Genomic DNA, 13,682 nt, shown 5'->3' with positions numbered 1-13,682 from the left:
TGGATGCTTTATGGCCAGAATTCTGGTGGTTGACGACGAAGTCGGTATACGCGAGCTTTTGTCGGAAATCCTATACGACGAAGGACACACGGTCGAGCTGGCTGAAAACGCGGCGCAAGCGCGCGCCGCACGCTTGCGCATGCGTCCTGACCTGGTGTTGCTGGACATCTGGATGCCGGACACGGACGGCGTCAGCCTGCTCAAGGAATGGGGCTCGCAAGGCCTGCTGGACATGCCCGTGATCATGATGAGCGGCCATGCCACCATCGACACGGCAGTCGAAGCCACGCGCATCGGCGCCATGGACTTCCTTGAAAAGCCGATCACGCTGCAGCGCCTCCTGAAGACGGTCGCCGCCGGCCTGGCGCGCGGCCGCGCGCCGCATCCGGCGCCTGCCGCCGCGCATTCGGCCGTGGCCAGCTCCGCGGTGGCGCTGGAAGACGAACTCGATCCCCCGGTCCAGGCCGCCGCGCCGTCCAATGAAGTCCCCGTCACGTCCAACGGCCAACTGGGCAGCATTTCGCTGGACCAACCGCTGCGCGAGGCGCGCGACGAATTCGAGCGCATCTATTTTGAATACCACCTGGTCCGCGAAAGCCACAGCATGACCCGCGTGTCGGAACGCACGGGGCTGGAACGCACCCACCTGTACCGCAAGCTCAAGCAATTGGGCATCGAGTCCGCCCGCAAGCGGAGCTCATGAAGATCCTGATCATGGGCGCTGGTCGCGTAGGCACCAGCGTGGCCGAGAACCTGGTGTCCGAAGAGAACGACATCACGGTGATCGATTCGGATCCTGTCCAGCTCCAATACCTGCAAGAACACTTCGACCTGCGCGTCGTCCATGGCGACGGCTCGCAGGTTTCGGTGCTGGAGGCCGCTGGCGCCGCCGACACCGACCTGCTGATCGCCTGTGCGGCCTCGGATTCGGCCAATATGGTGGCCTGCAAGATCGCGCGCCAGCTGTTCAACATTCCCCGCCGCATTGCCCGCATCCGTTCGGTGGAGTTCGCCGAACACCCGGAACTCATGAGCGAAGAGGGCTTCTGCATCGACGCCCTGATCAGCCCCGAGCGCAGCGTCACCACCTATCTGCACAGCCTGATCGAATTTCCCGAGGCCCTGCAGGTGGTGGAGTTCGCCGAAGGCCGGGTCAGCGTCGTGACCGTGCGGGTCGGGGCGGGCAGCCCGATGGCCCATTCGCCGGTCGACAAGCTGCGCGACGTCTGGCCCGACGTGAAGGCGCGAGTGATCGACGTGCTGCGCGGCGGCCGGCCGCTGCGGGCCGGCAGCGGTACCGTCGTCGCCCCGGGCGACGAGGTGGTGCTGGTGGTGGACTCGCGCGATGCGCGCCGCGCCGTTCGGCAGCTGCGTGAGGCCGAGCGTGCCGTGCGTCGCGTGATGATCGCGGGCGGCGGCAACATCGGCCTGCGCCTGGCGCGCCAACTGGCCGAGGAAAAATACAGCGTCCGCATCATCGAGCGCGACCAGAAGCGCTGCGAATACCTGGCGACCCAGTTGCCCGACAGCGTGCTGGTGCTGCACGGCAGCGGCACCGACGAGGCGTTGCTGGAACGCGAGAACATCGAGGACATGGACACCTGGCTGGCGCTGACCAGCGACGACGAGGACAACATCATGTCCTCGCTGCTGGCCAAGCGCCTGGGCGCGCGCAAGGTGATCGCGCTGATCAACCGCCAAGCCTACGGCGAGCTGATGCAGGGCAGCCATATCGACATCGCCGTGTCGCCATCCCAGGCCACCATGAGCGAACTCCTGCGGCATGTGCGCCGCGGCGACGTGGCAGCCGTGCACCGGCTGCGCCAGGGCGTGGCGGAAGCGCTGGAGGCCATCGCCCACGGCGACCGCTCCACCTCCAAGGTGGTGGGGCGCGCGGTCGGGCAGATCAGCCTGCCCAAGGGCGCCAGCATCGGCGCGCTGGTGCGGGAGGACGAAATCATCCTGCCGGACGCCGACACCGTGATCGAATCCGACGACCACGTCATCGTCTTCGTGCCCTCGCGCCGGCAGATGCCGCGCGTGGAAAAGCTGTTCCAAGTCTCGGCGTCGTTCTTCTGATGCGCGCCGCCTCCTTCCTTCTGCGCGGGCCGCGCGCGGCCGGATAGCTCCATGAAGCGCGTCCTGGGCACTCTCTACATCCTGGGCCTGACGATGGTGATGTTCGCGCTCACCATGCTGATCCCGCTGACCGTCGCCTACGTGGGCGGCGACGGCGCGCGCGAGGCCTTCCTGGACGGGTTCCTGATCTCGGTGGGCATAGGCGGCGGCCTGGCCGCGATAACGCGCCGCGCCCGCTGCGAGCTGCGGGCGCGCGACGGCTTCGTGCTGGTGTCGGCCGTGTGGGCGGGCCTGCCCCTGCTGGCGGCCATTCCGCTGCTGCTCTACTTCCATGGCGCCGGCTTGCCGCTGTCGTTTACCGGCGCCTATTTCGAGGCCATGTCGGGCCTGACCACCACCGGCGCCACCGTCCTGACCAATCTGGACACCTTGCCCGCGTCGATCAACCTGTGGCGGGCCACGCTGATCTGGATCGGCGGCATGGGCATCCTGGTGCTGGCCGTGGCCATTCTGCCCCTGCTCGGTGTCGGCGGGCACCAGGTGGTGCGGGCGGAAACCCCCGGACCGATGAAGGACGAGCGGCTCACGCCGCGCATCGCCAGCACCGCCAAGGCGCTGTACGCGGTGTATTTCGTGTTCTCCATCCTGTGCTTCCTGGCCTACCGGGCGGTCGGCCTGTCGTGGTTCGAGGCCTGGTGCCACATGGCCACCACCATGGGCCTGGGCGGCTTTTCGACCTGGGATGACGGCTTCGCCCATTTCGATTCGGTCGCGGTGGAAATGGTGGCGATGGTGTTCATGCTGATCGCGGGCATCAACTTCGCCACCCACTTCAACGCCTTCCGCCAGCGCAGCGCGCGCGCCTACGTGCGGTGTCCGGAGGCGATCCCCTACCTGGTGGTGGTATTGGGAGTCGGGTTGGTCATCTCGGTGTTCCTGTTCCTGAAAGGGGTCTATGAAGACCCGCTGCAGGCGCTGCGCTACGGCATGTTCAACACGATTTCCATGGCGACCACCACGGGCTACGCCAATACCGACTTCGCGCAGTGGCCGCTGTTCGCTCCGCTGACCATGCTGCTGCTGTCGGGCTTCGCCACGTCGGCCGGGTCGACCGGGGGCGGCATCAAGATGATCCGGGCGATCCTGCTGGTCAAGCAGGCGCGCAATGAGCTGGTCACAATGTTGCACCCGCACGCGGTCAGCCCGGTGCGCATCAATGGCCGCGCGGTCGAGACCCGCACCATGTCGTCGGTGCTGGCCTTTATGCTGTTCTACGGCCTTTCCATCGCCGTTTTCACCAGCCTGCTGCTCCTGTCCGGCCTGGATCCGATCACCGCCTTCTCGGCCGTCTTCGCCAGCGTCAACAACACCGGACCAGGCCTGGGGCCCGTCGGACCCATGGGCAACTTCGCCGTCCTGTCCGATTTCCAGATCTGGGTCTGCACCTTCGCGATGCTGATCGGGCGCCTGGAACTGCTGACGGTGCTGGTGTTGTTCACCCCTATTTTCTGGCGGAAATAGATAAGGGATAACCCTTATAAGGGTTGTCCCACCCCCTCTTGAAAGCCCCTTGAGCGCTTGCTTTCCGGCTGCCGCAGCCCGGGAGGCCGCGCCATTTCTATGCCGTGAGCGCTCGCTCACTTTCCTTCACAGGGAAAAACCGATTGCTTCGTGATGTTGCACATAAATGTCACGATTTTCCATCTTCTTGCCACAAAACAGCGGCTATCATGCGTGCACAAGCTGCCGTCTAGTGCCCCCCGGGCTGTTTCCGGGCTTCAAGGTCGAACGGCGCACACCCTCATCAAACATTCAGAAAGGAGTCCGAGATGGAACAGATCCCGTTCATTTCGTCGGCCCCCAACACCCTGGGCATCGAGCTCGAGCTGCAACTGATAGACCCGCGCAGTTTTGACCTGACCGCAGCCTCGGACGAGCTGCTGGCCCAAATGGCCAACCACCCCATCGCCGACCGCGTTAAACCGGAAATCACGCGGTCCATGATTGAACTGAATTCCTCGGTGCACGAGCACCCCATGGGCCTCTTGGCCGAGATGCGCGAAATGCGCGACGCCCTGATCGAAGCGGCGGACGCCGTGGGCGTATCGGTCGCTGGCGGGGGCGCCCACCCCTTCATGCGTTGGCAGGAACGGTCCATTTCGGACACCCCGCGCTTCCAGTACCTGGCCGAAATGTACGGTTACCTGGCGCGTCAATTTACGGTCTTCGGCCAGCACATCCACCTGGGCGTCAAGAACGGCGACGATTCCATCAAACTGTTGCGCCGCCTGTCGCCCTATGTGCCGCACTTTATCGCCCTGTCGGCCTCGTCGCCCTATTGCGAGGGGGTGGACACCTTGTTCTCGTGCTCGCGCCTGAACGCGGTGAACAGCTTCCCGCTGGCCGGGCACATGCCGCCCGAAGTGAAGGACTGGTACCAGTTCGAGGCCCATCTGGCGCAGCTGCGCGCCTATGGCCTGGCGGAAAGCATCAAGGACCTGTACTGGGACATCCGCCCCAAGCCGGAATTCGGCACGGTCGAAATCCGCGTGTGCGACACGCCGCTGACGGTCGAACGGGCTTGCCAGCTGGCGGCCTTTGCCCAGGCCCTGGCGGTGCTGCTGATGCGCGAGGGCGACCCCGGCGACGGCGCTTGGCTGTCCTACCGCAGCAATCACTTCCAGGCTTGCCGCTTCGGCCTGCAGGGCAGCTACGTGACGCCGGACGGCCAGCGCCTGCGGCTGATGGACCACCTGCGCAACCTGTTCCAGCGCCTGATGCCGGTGGCTGAAGAACTGGGCACGGGCGACATGATCGCCGCCCTGCGCGATGAATCCATGCGCAGCGGCAACGATTCCCGCTGGCTGCGCAGCCAGTTCCACCGCTTGCGCGACCTGCCGTTGGTGGTGGAGGCCATGTCGAACGCCTGGCGCGGCGTGGCTTCGCCCGGCGTAGGGCCCGCAGAACCGACGGCGGTCCTGAGGCGCCGCATTCGCGCAACCTCCGAGCCTATGTCGGCGTTGCCGGCTTCCGAGCCCGGGGTCAGCGTGCCGATGCCGGAACGCCTGCACTAGACGGGGAGGCCGGCGCCCGCAAAGCGCCGGCTCTGCCGGTCAGCCTGCGGCCCAGGTCAGGGCGCGCGGTGCCGGCCGCCAATCGCGCTGACCGACAGCCGGGTTTCACCGGCCACGGTGCGATGCGCCGCGGCGCGCCAGGCGTGGCCGTAGGCGACTTCGATACTCAGCACGATCAGACCGTCGGGCCGGCGCTGCGCTTCCAGCGCGGCGCAGAGACGGTCGCGCCAGTCGCGGCCCACCAGGCCGCCGCGCCGGCCTTCGGCCGGGTTGCCGCCCAGCGCGCGTACGTCCTGCAGCAGCTTTTCCGGGCTGCGGTAGGTCAGGGTCAGGATCTCCTGGTCCATGACCGGATCCGCGAAGCCGTTTTCCACCAGCAGGTCGCCGAAATCATGCATGTCCACGAAGGACGGCGTAGCCGTGCGCAGCCCGGCGTCGTCCAGGGCCTGGCGCAGTTCCCGCAGCGTGGCCGGCCCAAGACAGGAGAACATCGCCAGTCCGCCCACTTTCAGGATGCGCCGCCATTCCGCCAGCACGGCGTGCGGAGCGCGGTGCCAGTGCATGGCCAGGTTGGACCACACCAGTTCCAGCGATTCGGGCGCCAGGCCCGTCGCCGCCAGGTCGGCGTTGACGAAGGCAGGGGCGGCCGGGCCGCGGCGCGCCAGCTTGCCGATCCAGGCCGACAGGCCGGCAGGGGCATGGCGCTTGCGCGCCTGTTCCAGCAGCGGTTCGCAGTTGTCCAGCCCGGTATAGGCGGCGTCGGGATAGCGTTCACGCAGCAGCGGCAGGTTGTCGCCCGCGCCGCAGCCCGCGTCCAGCATGGCTTGCGGCTGGACCCGGATGTATTGCAGGCGGCCCAGCATGCGGCGGGCGATTTCCCCGTACAGGAACTGGGCCTCGGCCAGGTCGCCGCGGCGGGCGAATTGCCGGGGCACGTCGGCGCTGACGATGGGCAGGGAGGGGAGCGTTGCGGATTCTGGCAGGGACATTTCGGTCGCACCCGCGTCTGCAACGCGGGCGGATCATGGTTTCATGAGGGATGGCATCCATTATTGCGCATCCCGGCCGCGGCTTCCGATTGCCCCTACGGGTCATGGGGCGGTGGCTGCTGTCGCGCGTCGGTTGCGACTGCCCCTTGTGCGGCGCCCGGGTGGCGGGTGCTAGGCTTTGCGCGGGCTGCGAGGCGGATATCTGCGGCGATGCTCTCCGCCGGGCCGATAGTGGGGTGGTCGCGCGTCGCCCTGCAGCGCCACGCTGTCCTCGTTGCGCCCTGCGGTTGCGCCCGGATGCGCCGCACTGCGCCGCCTGCCTGGGCGCGCCCCGGACGTTTTCGCGCACGATTGCCGCCTTTGACTACGCGCCGCCCGCCGACACCTTGATCCTGATGCTGAAGACCCGGCTGCGCCTCAGCATGGCGCCGGTGCTGGCCCGGATGATCGCGGCTGCCGTGGCCCGAGACGGGCCTGCGCCGGAAGGCGCCTTGCTGGTGCCCGTTCCCGCCAGCCGCGCATCGCTGCGCCAGCGCGGCATGAATCCGGCCGGTGAAATTGCGCGCAGCCTGGCGGCGGAGCTGGGGCTGCCGCTGGCGCGCGGGCTGCTGCGGCGCCGGCGCGAGACGCCCCGGCAGACCGCGCAGGGCCGCCAGGCCCGCCGGCTCGGGGCGCAAAACCTGTTTTATTGCGTGGGCGACGTAAGCGGCCGGCAGCTGCTATTGGTGGACGACGTCATGACCACCGGCAGCACCGCCAACGCGGCCGCCGCTGCGCTGCTGGCAGCAGGAGCTGTGGATGTCACGGTGCTGGTGGCGGCGCGCACGCCCTGAGCCGGCCCCCAGGTAAATCGGCGACAATTCCCGGTGCGCGGCGACGTTTCCGCCGCAAGCCGTCCCGAGTCCCTAGCGCCATGTTCCACGTCATCCTTGTTTGTCCTGAAATCCCGCCCAATACCGGCAACGCCATCCGCCTGTGCGCCAATACGGGCGCGCAATTGCACTTGGTTCGTCCCTTGGGCTTCGAGCTCGACGACGCCCGCATGCGCCGCGCCGGCTTGGATTACCACGAATGGCAGCCCGTCCGCGTGCACGACACGCTGGAGGAGGCTTTGGCCGATACCGGCGCCGCGCCGTCCAGCATCTACGCGCTGACCACGCATGCGCAACGCAGCGTGGCGGATATCGGCTTCAAGCCGGGCGACGTGTTCGTATTCGGCCGCGAAACGTCGGGCCTGTCGGAAGAACATCAGGCGATGTTCCCGCCCCAGCAGCGCCTGCGCCTGCCGATGCGCGCTGGCCAACGCAGCCTGAACCTGTCGAATGCCGTCGCCGTGACGGTGTTCGAGGCCTGGCGTCAGCAGGGGTATGAAGGGGGAGTGTGACGGGGGCGCGCTGAAGCCGGCGCGCCTGGCCCGTCACGGCTGGGCTGCAATCAATCCAGCGACAGATTCAGCTTCTCGATCACTTGGTCCCAGCGCGCCTTTTCATTCTTGATGCGGGCGGTCAGGGCTTCCGGCGTGGACGGCGCGGGGGTGAAGTACTGCAGCGCCAGCTGCTTGCGCACCGCTTCGCTGCCGATGATGCGCGCCAGCTCGCTGTTGAGCCGTTCGACGATGGGCGTGGGCGTACCGGCGGGAACCAGCACGGCATTCCAGGAAATGGCTTCAAAGTCCGGATAGCCCTGGGATGCCATCGTCGGCACGCCCGGCAGCGCCTCGCTGGGCTGCAGGCTGGTCACGGCCAGCAGCTTCACCTTGCCGTCGCGGGCCTGGGGCACGGCGATGGCGGGCACCATGAAGCCGGCCTGGACATCGCCGCCGATGATGGCCGAGATGACCTGCGGGAAGCCGGAATAGGGGATGTGCGCCAGGTCTACGCCGGCGCTTTCCTTGAACATTTCCATCGCCAGATGGGCCGAGCTGCCCGGGCCCACGGAACCGTAGTTCAGCGAATTGCCGCGGCCTTTCACCAGCGCGACGAAGTCCTTGACGTTATCGACCTTCAGGCTGCTGGGCACGACCAGCACGTTGGGGCTGGTGCCCACCAGCGATACCGGCTGCAGGTCGCGCAGCGGGTCGTAGCCCAGCGTCTTTTTGTACAGCGTGGGGGCGGTGACCAGCGGGCCGTTGATCGTGTAGAGCAGCGTGTAGCCGTCCGGCTTGGCCTGCGACACGATGCGCGTGCCGATGTTGCCGCCGGCGCCCGGCTTGTTGTCGATCACGATGGGTTGGCCCAGCGCCTGCGACAGCGGTTCCGAGATGGTGCGCGCCAGGATGTCGGGCGACGAGCCGGGCGGGAAGGGCACGACCATGTGGATCGGACGGTCGGGCCAGTCGGCATGGGCGGCGGCGGGCAGGATGGCGGCCAGGCTCAGGCACAGGCCGCGTAGCAGCGGGCCGACCCGGAACTTGCGGGTTTGCGTCATGAAGGATGTCTCCTCGGGGTTGTGCGTGGTATTTGTTTTTGGGGCGGCTCAGCGGGGCCGGTTGTCCGGCGACGCGTCCGGCTGGCTGGCTATCCCGCTTTCGTAGCGGGCGTCGCGCGCCAACAGGGCGGACACGGCCGTCATTGGGGCCACGCCGTCGAACAGCACGGCGCAGACGGCTTCGGTGATGGGCAGTTCGACCCCGATGGCGCGGGCGCGGTCCAGCGCGGCGCGCGCGCAGCGCACGCCTTCGGCCGTGATGCCGCTGGCCAGGATGTCGGCCAGCTTGCGCCCGGCGCCGATCTCCAGGCCCACGCGGCGGTTGCGCGACAGCTCGCCTGTCGCGGTCAGGACCAGGTCGCCCAGGCCGGTCAGCCCGGCGAAGGTCTCGGCCTGCGCGCCCAGCGCCACGCCGAAGCGGGTCATCTCGGCCAGGCCGCGGGTGATCAGCGCGGCGCGGGCATTGGTGCCCAGGGCCAGGCCGTCGCCAATGCCGCAGGCGACCGCGATCACGTTCTTCAGCGCGCCGCCCACTTCCACGCCCACCAGGTCGGTGCTGGCGTAGACGCGCAGCGCCGCGCCGTGGAAGGCGGCAGTGGTGGCATCGCGCAAGGCGGGGCTGTCGCTGGCCACGGTCAGCGCGACCGGCAGGCCCTGCGCGACTTCGCGCGCGAACGAGGGGCCTGACAATGCGCCGCCGGTGGCGCCAGGCAGGGCCTCGCGCATGATTTCATGGGGCAGCCTGGCCGTGTCGGCTTCAAAGCCCTTGCACGTCCAGACGATGGGAGTGTCCTGCAATCCCAGCGCGGGCAGCCGGCGGGACAGCTCGCCGCAGATGGCGGTCAAGCCGGCCACGGGCACGCCCAGCACGATCAGCCGGCGCGCGCCGTCTTCTTGCAGGCTGCGCAGCGTGGCGTCGAGATCGGAGGAGATATTCAGTGCCTGCGGCAGGGCGATGCCCGGCAGGTAGCGCGCGTTTTCGTGCGAGGCGGCCATGTCGGCGGCCTGCGCGGCATCGCGCGCCCAGAGTACGGTGGCGTGGCGGCGGCTGGCAGCCGCCGCCAGCGCGGTGCCCCAACTTCCCGCACCCAGGACGGCGACGCGCAGGCGTGGCTCGATGGGATTTTTCATCGCCGAGCCGCCTCAAGATGAAAAGCGCCCCCACGGGGGGCAGCAAGCCGAAGGCGCAGCGTGGGGGCTCTTTTCATTGGACGCCGCGGCTGCTTTACTGGCGGGTCGCGCCGGGGGGCAGGATGATGCCCGAGTCGCTGCCGTTGCCGTTGGCGGCGCTTTGCTGCTGTTGCAGCTCGGCCAGGCGCTGCTCGTACAGGGCCTGGAAGTTCACTTCGGTCAGGTGCAGCGGCGGCATCGAGGTGCGGGTGATCGCGTCGGCGATGTTGGCGCGCAGGTAGGGGTACAGCATGGTCGGGCAGACGATGCCCAGCAGCGGATCGAGCTGTTCTTCGGGGATGTTGGCGGCCTCGAAGATGCCGGCTTGCGTGCCTTCGACCAGGTACACGACCTTTTCGTTGATGCGGGTGGTGACGGTGACGGTGACCGTGGTTTCGAACACGGTTTCAGCCAGGCGCTGGCCGCCCACGGTGATGCTCACCTCGACCTGGGGCGCTTCCTGCTCCAGGAAGACGTGGGGCGCATTCGGCATTTCCAGCGAAAGGTCTTTCAGGTAGACGCGCTGCAGATTGAACGAGGGCGCGTTGCCGCCTTCTTGCTGGGTGTTTTGGTCTTGATCAGCCATGAGTGTTTCCGTTGGTGGGAGGGGCAAAAAGGGGGCGATTAGCTGGCCAGCATGGGGGCAAGGCCACCCGAGCGGTCCAGGGCCATCAGGTCGTCGCAACCGCCGACATGGGTATCGCCGATGAAGATCTGCGGGACGGTGCGCCGGCCGGTGCGTTCGATCATGACCTCGCGCTGGGACGGGTCCCGGTCGATCTGGATGATTTCCAGGTCGGTCACGCCGCGCTGCTCGAGCAAGCTCTTGGCGCGGGCGCAATAGGGACAATAGTCCTTGCTGTACATGACGACTTTATTCATGGGCGCTCCTGTGGGTACAAGAATAGGTAGATGGGGGCCGGGCCCCTGGCTTCAACCCTTCTGGGTCACCGGCAGGCTGGCGGCCGACCAGGCGCGCATGCCGCCGTCCAACGGCACGACGTCGGCGAAACCCTGGGCGCGCAGCTTGGCGGCGGCGCGGGCCGAATCGCGGCCATTGTCGCAAACCACGACCAGCGGCTTGTTCTTGGGCAGCGAGGCGGCCTTTTGCTCCAGATCGGCCGCCGGCACGTTGCGGGCCTGGGCGATGTGGCCGGCCTGGAACTGTTCGGCGGGACGGACGTCGACCCATACGGCCTGGCGCTGGTTGACCATCTGGATGGCCTCGGTCGTGCTCACGGCCGAACCGGTGCGGCCTTTGCGCAGGGCGGGGATGGCCAGCATGATGCCGGAGATCACGGCAACGGCGACGATGAAGACGTTGTTTTTATCGATCAAGAATTGCAAAAGGTCCACGGGGCATCCTGAAGTGCGGCGACTAGCCTGGTATAGGCGAACCCTGATGCGCCGCGCCGCAGAAATGGGCGGGTGCGCCGGGGCAAAATCAAGGGCAAAATCGCTCAATTATAAAATGAGCGCATTCCTTCACTTTAACCCGCGTTACAAGCGTCCCAAATCATGCACAAACTCGTTCTGATGCGCCACGGCGAAAGCCAGTGGAATCTGGAAAACCGCTTCACCGGTTGGACCGACGTCGACCTCACCGAGACCGGCCGCGAACAGGCCCGCAAGGCCGGCGAACTGCTCAAGAAAGAAGGCTTCACCTTCGATCTGGCCTACTCGTCGCTGCTCAAGCGCGCCATCCGCACCCTGTGGATCGCCCTGGACGCCATGGACGCCATGTACACCCCGGTCGGCGTGACCTGGCGCCTGAACGAACGTCACTACGGCGCGCTGCAAGGCTTGAACAAGGCCGAAACCGCCGCCAAGTACGGCGACGAGCAAGTGCTGATCTGGCGCCGCGCCTACGCCATCGCCCCGGAACCGCTGGCGCTGGACGACGAACGCCACCCGCGTTTCGACAAGCGCTACGCCAAGGTGCCGGCCGACCAGCTGCCCGCCACCGAATGCCTGAAGGACACCGTGGCCCGCGTGCTGCCGTTCTGGAACGAATCCATCGCTCCGGCCATCCGCGCCGGCCGCAATGTCCTGATCGCCGCCCATGGCAACAGCCTGCGCGCCCTGATCAAGCACCTGGACAACGTGTCGGACGAAGACATCGTCAACCTGAACATTCCCACCGGCCAGCCGCTGGTGTACGAATTGGATGATGACCTGCGCCCGATCCGCCACTATTATCTGGGCGATGCCGCCGAGATCGAGGCGGCCATGGCTGCGGTGGCAGCCCAGGGCAAGGCTAAGAAGGACTGATATTCCTATGCGTCGCGCGGCAGGGTTGTTGTTGGCGGTCATGTTGACCGGTGGGGCGCTGTCGGCTCGCGCCGCGCCCAACGACCTTGCCGGCCGCCAGTCCGACGCGGAAAAGCAGCAGGCCGCCTTGCGCGACCGCATCGAGAACCTGCAAAAGGATATCGATGACCGCGAGGCTGCCCGCAAGGAAGCCGCCGACTCGCTCAAGCAGTCCGAGTCGGCGATTTCCAAGATCAACCTGCGCCTGCGGGAGCTGGCCGAGGCCAACCGCCAGGCGCAGACCGACCTGACCGGCCTGGAAAAGCAGATCGGCGCCCAGCAGGCGGTGCTGGCCAAGCGCCGCACCGAACTGGCCGAACAGCTGCGCACCCAGTACACCAGCGGCCTGTCGCCCTGGACCGCCCTGTTGTCGGGCGACGATCCCCAGGTGCTGGGGCGCAACCTGGGCTATCTGGATTATGTGTCGCAGGCCCGCGCCCAGGCCGTGCAGGCCCTGCGCGAGGACATCGAGCGCCTGGCCGCCCTGCAGGGACGCGCCGACGCCCGCCGCGCGGAAATCGAAAAAGTCGTGGCCGAGACCTCCGAGCAGAAGACCGCGCTGGTCGGTCAGCAGAAGGAGCGCGCCACGCTGCTGGCCCAGCTGGAAGGGCAGATCGCCGCCCAGCGCGCCGAAGCCAACAAACTGGGCCGCGACGACCAGCGCCTGTCGCGGCTCATCACCGATCTGGATGCGGCTATCGCCAAGCAGATCGAGGACGCCCGCCGCGCCGAGGAAGCGCGCAAGCGGGCCGAGGAAGTGCGTCGCGCGGAAGAAGCGCGCCGCGCTGCCGAAGAAGCCAAGAAACGCGCCGACGCCGAGCGCCGCGCCGCCGACGAGGCCCGCAAGAAGGCCGAGGCTGACCGCAAGCTGGCCGCAGACAATGCCAAGCAGGCCGCCGACAACGCCAAGCGCGAGCGCGACGCCCGTGACGCCCGCGATGCCGCCCAGGCGCGCGAACAGGTCGAAGCCGCCTCGCGCCAGAACCGCGGTCCCGTGGCCGTGGCCGACCCGGATGCCGCCGGACTGCGCCCGGCCGAGCAGAAGCAATCCCGTCTGACCACGCCCGAACCGCCGCCTCAGGCCAAGCCCGCGGAACCGCCCCGGAAGGCGGAACCTATAGAGGAAAAACCCGCTCCAAGCCGTAGCGAGCCTGCGCAGCAAACCCAGACCGCGCGCGCCGCGCCGGCGGTGGGCGGCGGCAACGGCTTGCGCCACGGGCTGTCCATGCCGGTGCGCGGCCAGGTGCAGGGGCGCTTCGGGGTCGACCGTCCGGATGGCGGCGTATGGCGCGGCGTGGTGCTGCGCGCGGCCGAAGGCACGCCGGTCAAGGTGGTGGCCTCCGGCACGGTGGTCTACGCCGATTGGCTGCGGGGTTTTGGCAACCTCATCATTGTGGATCATGGGCAGCAATACCTGACCGTCTATGCTTACAACCAAAGTCTGCTCAAACGGGTGGGAGATTCGGTGACGGGTGGCGATACCATCGCCACGGTCGGGGCGACCGGCGGCCAAGTGGAATCCGGCCTATACTTTGAAATTCGCCATCGTGGCGCTCCTGTGGATCCGGCACAATGGCTGGCGCAGTAGATTGATGTCGTTGGTAATTACCAAACCCCATCGGCGAAAACAAAA

At 67.4% G+C, this 13,682-nt stretch carries 14 protein-coding genes; 8 read left to right on the top strand and 6 right to left on the bottom strand.

What is annotated here, in order from left to right; translation table 11 throughout:
* The first annotated feature begins 10 nt into the window (after positions 1-10).
* The 4 genes from IB268_RS21135 (at position 11) to IB268_RS21120 (ending at position 5,153) form a co-directional block, all read left to right on the top strand.
* Entirely contained in the window at positions 11-703 is a 693-nt protein-coding gene (locus IB268_RS21135) for a response regulator (protein ID WP_192354767.1), read from the top strand.
* The gene (trkA, locus tag IB268_RS21130) at positions 700-2,079 is read left to right on the top strand and encodes a Trk system potassium transporter TrkA (RefSeq protein ID WP_054457730.1); all 1,380 of its coding nucleotides are present in this window, start codon (positions 700-702) and stop codon (positions 2,077-2,079) included. Before IB268_RS21135 ends, trkA begins: the two co-directional genes overlap by 4 nt.
* Before the next feature lie 51 nt (positions 2,080-2,130).
* Complete coding sequence (locus tag IB268_RS21125; RefSeq protein ID WP_054457729.1) at positions 2,131-3,600, top strand: TrkH family potassium uptake protein; 1,470 nt, start codon at positions 2,131-2,133, stop codon at positions 3,598-3,600.
* A gap of 308 nt (positions 3,601-3,908) precedes the next feature.
* The gene (locus IB268_RS21120) at positions 3,909-5,153 is read left to right on the top strand and encodes a YbdK family carboxylate-amine ligase (RefSeq protein WP_175182286.1); all 1,245 of its coding nucleotides are present in this window, start codon (positions 3,909-3,911) and stop codon (positions 5,151-5,153) included.
* A gap of 56 nt (positions 5,154-5,209) precedes the next feature.
* Here IB268_RS21120 and IB268_RS21115 read toward each other — a convergent pair whose 3' ends face one another.
* Positions 5,210-6,142, bottom strand: a complete 933-nt coding sequence (locus IB268_RS21115) for a methyltransferase domain-containing protein (protein ID WP_054457727.1) — start codon at positions 6,140-6,142, stop codon at positions 5,210-5,212.
* A 287-nt stretch (positions 6,143-6,429) separates the two neighbouring features.
* Between IB268_RS21115 and IB268_RS21110 the strand changes: the two genes are divergently transcribed.
* The gene (locus tag IB268_RS21110) at positions 6,430-6,975 is read left to right on the top strand and encodes a ComF family protein (protein WP_370540032.1); all 546 of its coding nucleotides are present in this window, start codon (positions 6,430-6,432) and stop codon (positions 6,973-6,975) included.
* Positions 6,976-7,055: 80 nt separating this feature from the next.
* Positions 7,056-7,526: a tRNA (cytidine(34)-2'-O)-methyltransferase gene (locus IB268_RS21105; protein ID WP_054457725.1), complete on the top strand. Its 471-nt coding sequence runs from the start codon at positions 7,056-7,058 to the stop codon at positions 7,524-7,526.
* A 50-nt stretch (positions 7,527-7,576) separates the two neighbouring features.
* On the opposite strand, the gene IB268_RS21100 is transcribed toward IB268_RS21105, so the two are convergent.
* From IB268_RS21100 to IB268_RS21080, 5 genes are all read right to left on the bottom strand, one after another.
* Positions 7,577-8,569: a tripartite tricarboxylate transporter substrate binding protein gene (locus tag IB268_RS21100; protein WP_054457724.1), complete on the bottom strand. Its 993-nt coding sequence runs from the start codon at positions 8,567-8,569 to the stop codon at positions 7,577-7,579.
* 48 nt (positions 8,570-8,617) lie between these two features.
* The gene (locus IB268_RS21095) at positions 8,618-9,700 is read right to left on the bottom strand and encodes an NAD(P)H-dependent glycerol-3-phosphate dehydrogenase (protein WP_054457723.1); all 1,083 of its coding nucleotides are present in this window, start codon (positions 9,698-9,700) and stop codon (positions 8,618-8,620) included.
* A gap of 94 nt (positions 9,701-9,794) precedes the next feature.
* Positions 9,795-10,325, bottom strand: a complete 531-nt coding sequence (gene secB, locus IB268_RS21090) for a protein-export chaperone SecB (RefSeq protein WP_054457722.1) — start codon at positions 10,323-10,325, stop codon at positions 9,795-9,797.
* 38 nt (positions 10,326-10,363) lie between these two features.
* Positions 10,364-10,621, bottom strand: coding sequence for a glutaredoxin 3 (gene grxC, locus IB268_RS21085; RefSeq protein WP_088143288.1), 258 nt, complete (start codon positions 10,619-10,621; stop codon positions 10,364-10,366).
* Between the two features lie 51 nt (positions 10,622-10,672).
* The gene (locus IB268_RS21080) at positions 10,673-11,095 is read right to left on the bottom strand and encodes a rhodanese-like domain-containing protein (RefSeq protein ID WP_173145064.1); all 423 of its coding nucleotides are present in this window, start codon (positions 11,093-11,095) and stop codon (positions 10,673-10,675) included.
* Between the two features lie 162 nt (positions 11,096-11,257).
* On the opposite strand from IB268_RS21080, the gene gpmA reads away from it, so the two are divergent.
* A complete protein-coding gene (gpmA, locus tag IB268_RS21075) occupies positions 11,258-12,010 on the top strand; it encodes a 2,3-diphosphoglycerate-dependent phosphoglycerate mutase (RefSeq protein WP_054457719.1) in 753 nt (250 codons plus the stop codon).
* Positions 12,011-12,017: 7 nt separating this feature from the next.
* Positions 12,018-13,637 carry a murein hydrolase activator EnvC gene (locus IB268_RS21070; RefSeq protein WP_192354766.1) on the top strand — a complete coding sequence of 540 codons (1,620 nt, stop codon included), beginning with the start codon at positions 12,018-12,020 and terminating at the stop codon, positions 13,635-13,637.
* Positions 13,638-13,682: the final 45 nt, after the last annotated feature.

Source organism: Achromobacter sp. ACM01, assembly GCF_014851745.1.
Taxonomy (GTDB): Bacteria; Pseudomonadota; Gammaproteobacteria; order Burkholderiales; family Burkholderiaceae_B; genus Achromobacter; species Achromobacter aegrifaciens.
The sequence above is the reverse complement of the archived record's forward strand: the minus strand, read 5'-3'. Positions and strand labels throughout refer to the sequence as shown.

Excerpts from the sequence above, each read along its gene's own strand:
- IB268_RS21125 (WP_054457729.1), top strand. The coding sequence starts at position 2,131 with ATGAAGCGCGTCCTGGGCACTCTCTACATCCTGGGCCTGACGATGGTG.
- trkA (WP_054457730.1), top strand. The coding sequence starts at position 700 with ATGAAGATCCTGATCATGGGCGCTGGTCGCGTAGGCACCAGCGTGGCC.
- IB268_RS21095 (WP_054457723.1), bottom strand. The coding sequence starts at position 9,700 with ATGAAAAATCCCATCGAGCCACGCCTGCGCGTCGCCGTCCTGGGTGCG.
- IB268_RS21105 (WP_054457725.1), top strand. The coding sequence starts at position 7,056 with ATGTTCCACGTCATCCTTGTTTGTCCTGAAATCCCGCCCAATACCGGC.
- grxC (WP_088143288.1), bottom strand. The coding sequence starts at position 10,621 with ATGAATAAAGTCGTCATGTACAGCAAGGACTATTGTCCCTATTGCGCC.
- IB268_RS21135 (WP_192354767.1), top strand. The coding sequence starts at position 11 with ATGGCCAGAATTCTGGTGGTTGACGACGAAGTCGGTATACGCGAGCTT.
- IB268_RS21100 (WP_054457724.1), bottom strand. The coding sequence starts at position 8,569 with ATGACGCAAACCCGCAAGTTCCGGGTCGGCCCGCTGCTACGCGGCCTG.
- IB268_RS21070 (WP_192354766.1), top strand. The coding sequence starts at position 12,018 with ATGCGTCGCGCGGCAGGGTTGTTGTTGGCGGTCATGTTGACCGGTGGG.
- secB (WP_054457722.1), bottom strand. The coding sequence starts at position 10,325 with ATGGCTGATCAAGACCAAAACACCCAGCAAGAAGGCGGCAACGCGCCC.
- IB268_RS21120 (WP_175182286.1), top strand. The coding sequence starts at position 3,909 with ATGGAACAGATCCCGTTCATTTCGTCGGCCCCCAACACCCTGGGCATC.
- IB268_RS21115 (WP_054457727.1), bottom strand. The coding sequence starts at position 6,142 with ATGTCCCTGCCAGAATCCGCAACGCTCCCCTCCCTGCCCATCGTCAGC.
- gpmA (WP_054457719.1), top strand. The coding sequence starts at position 11,258 with ATGCACAAACTCGTTCTGATGCGCCACGGCGAAAGCCAGTGGAATCTG.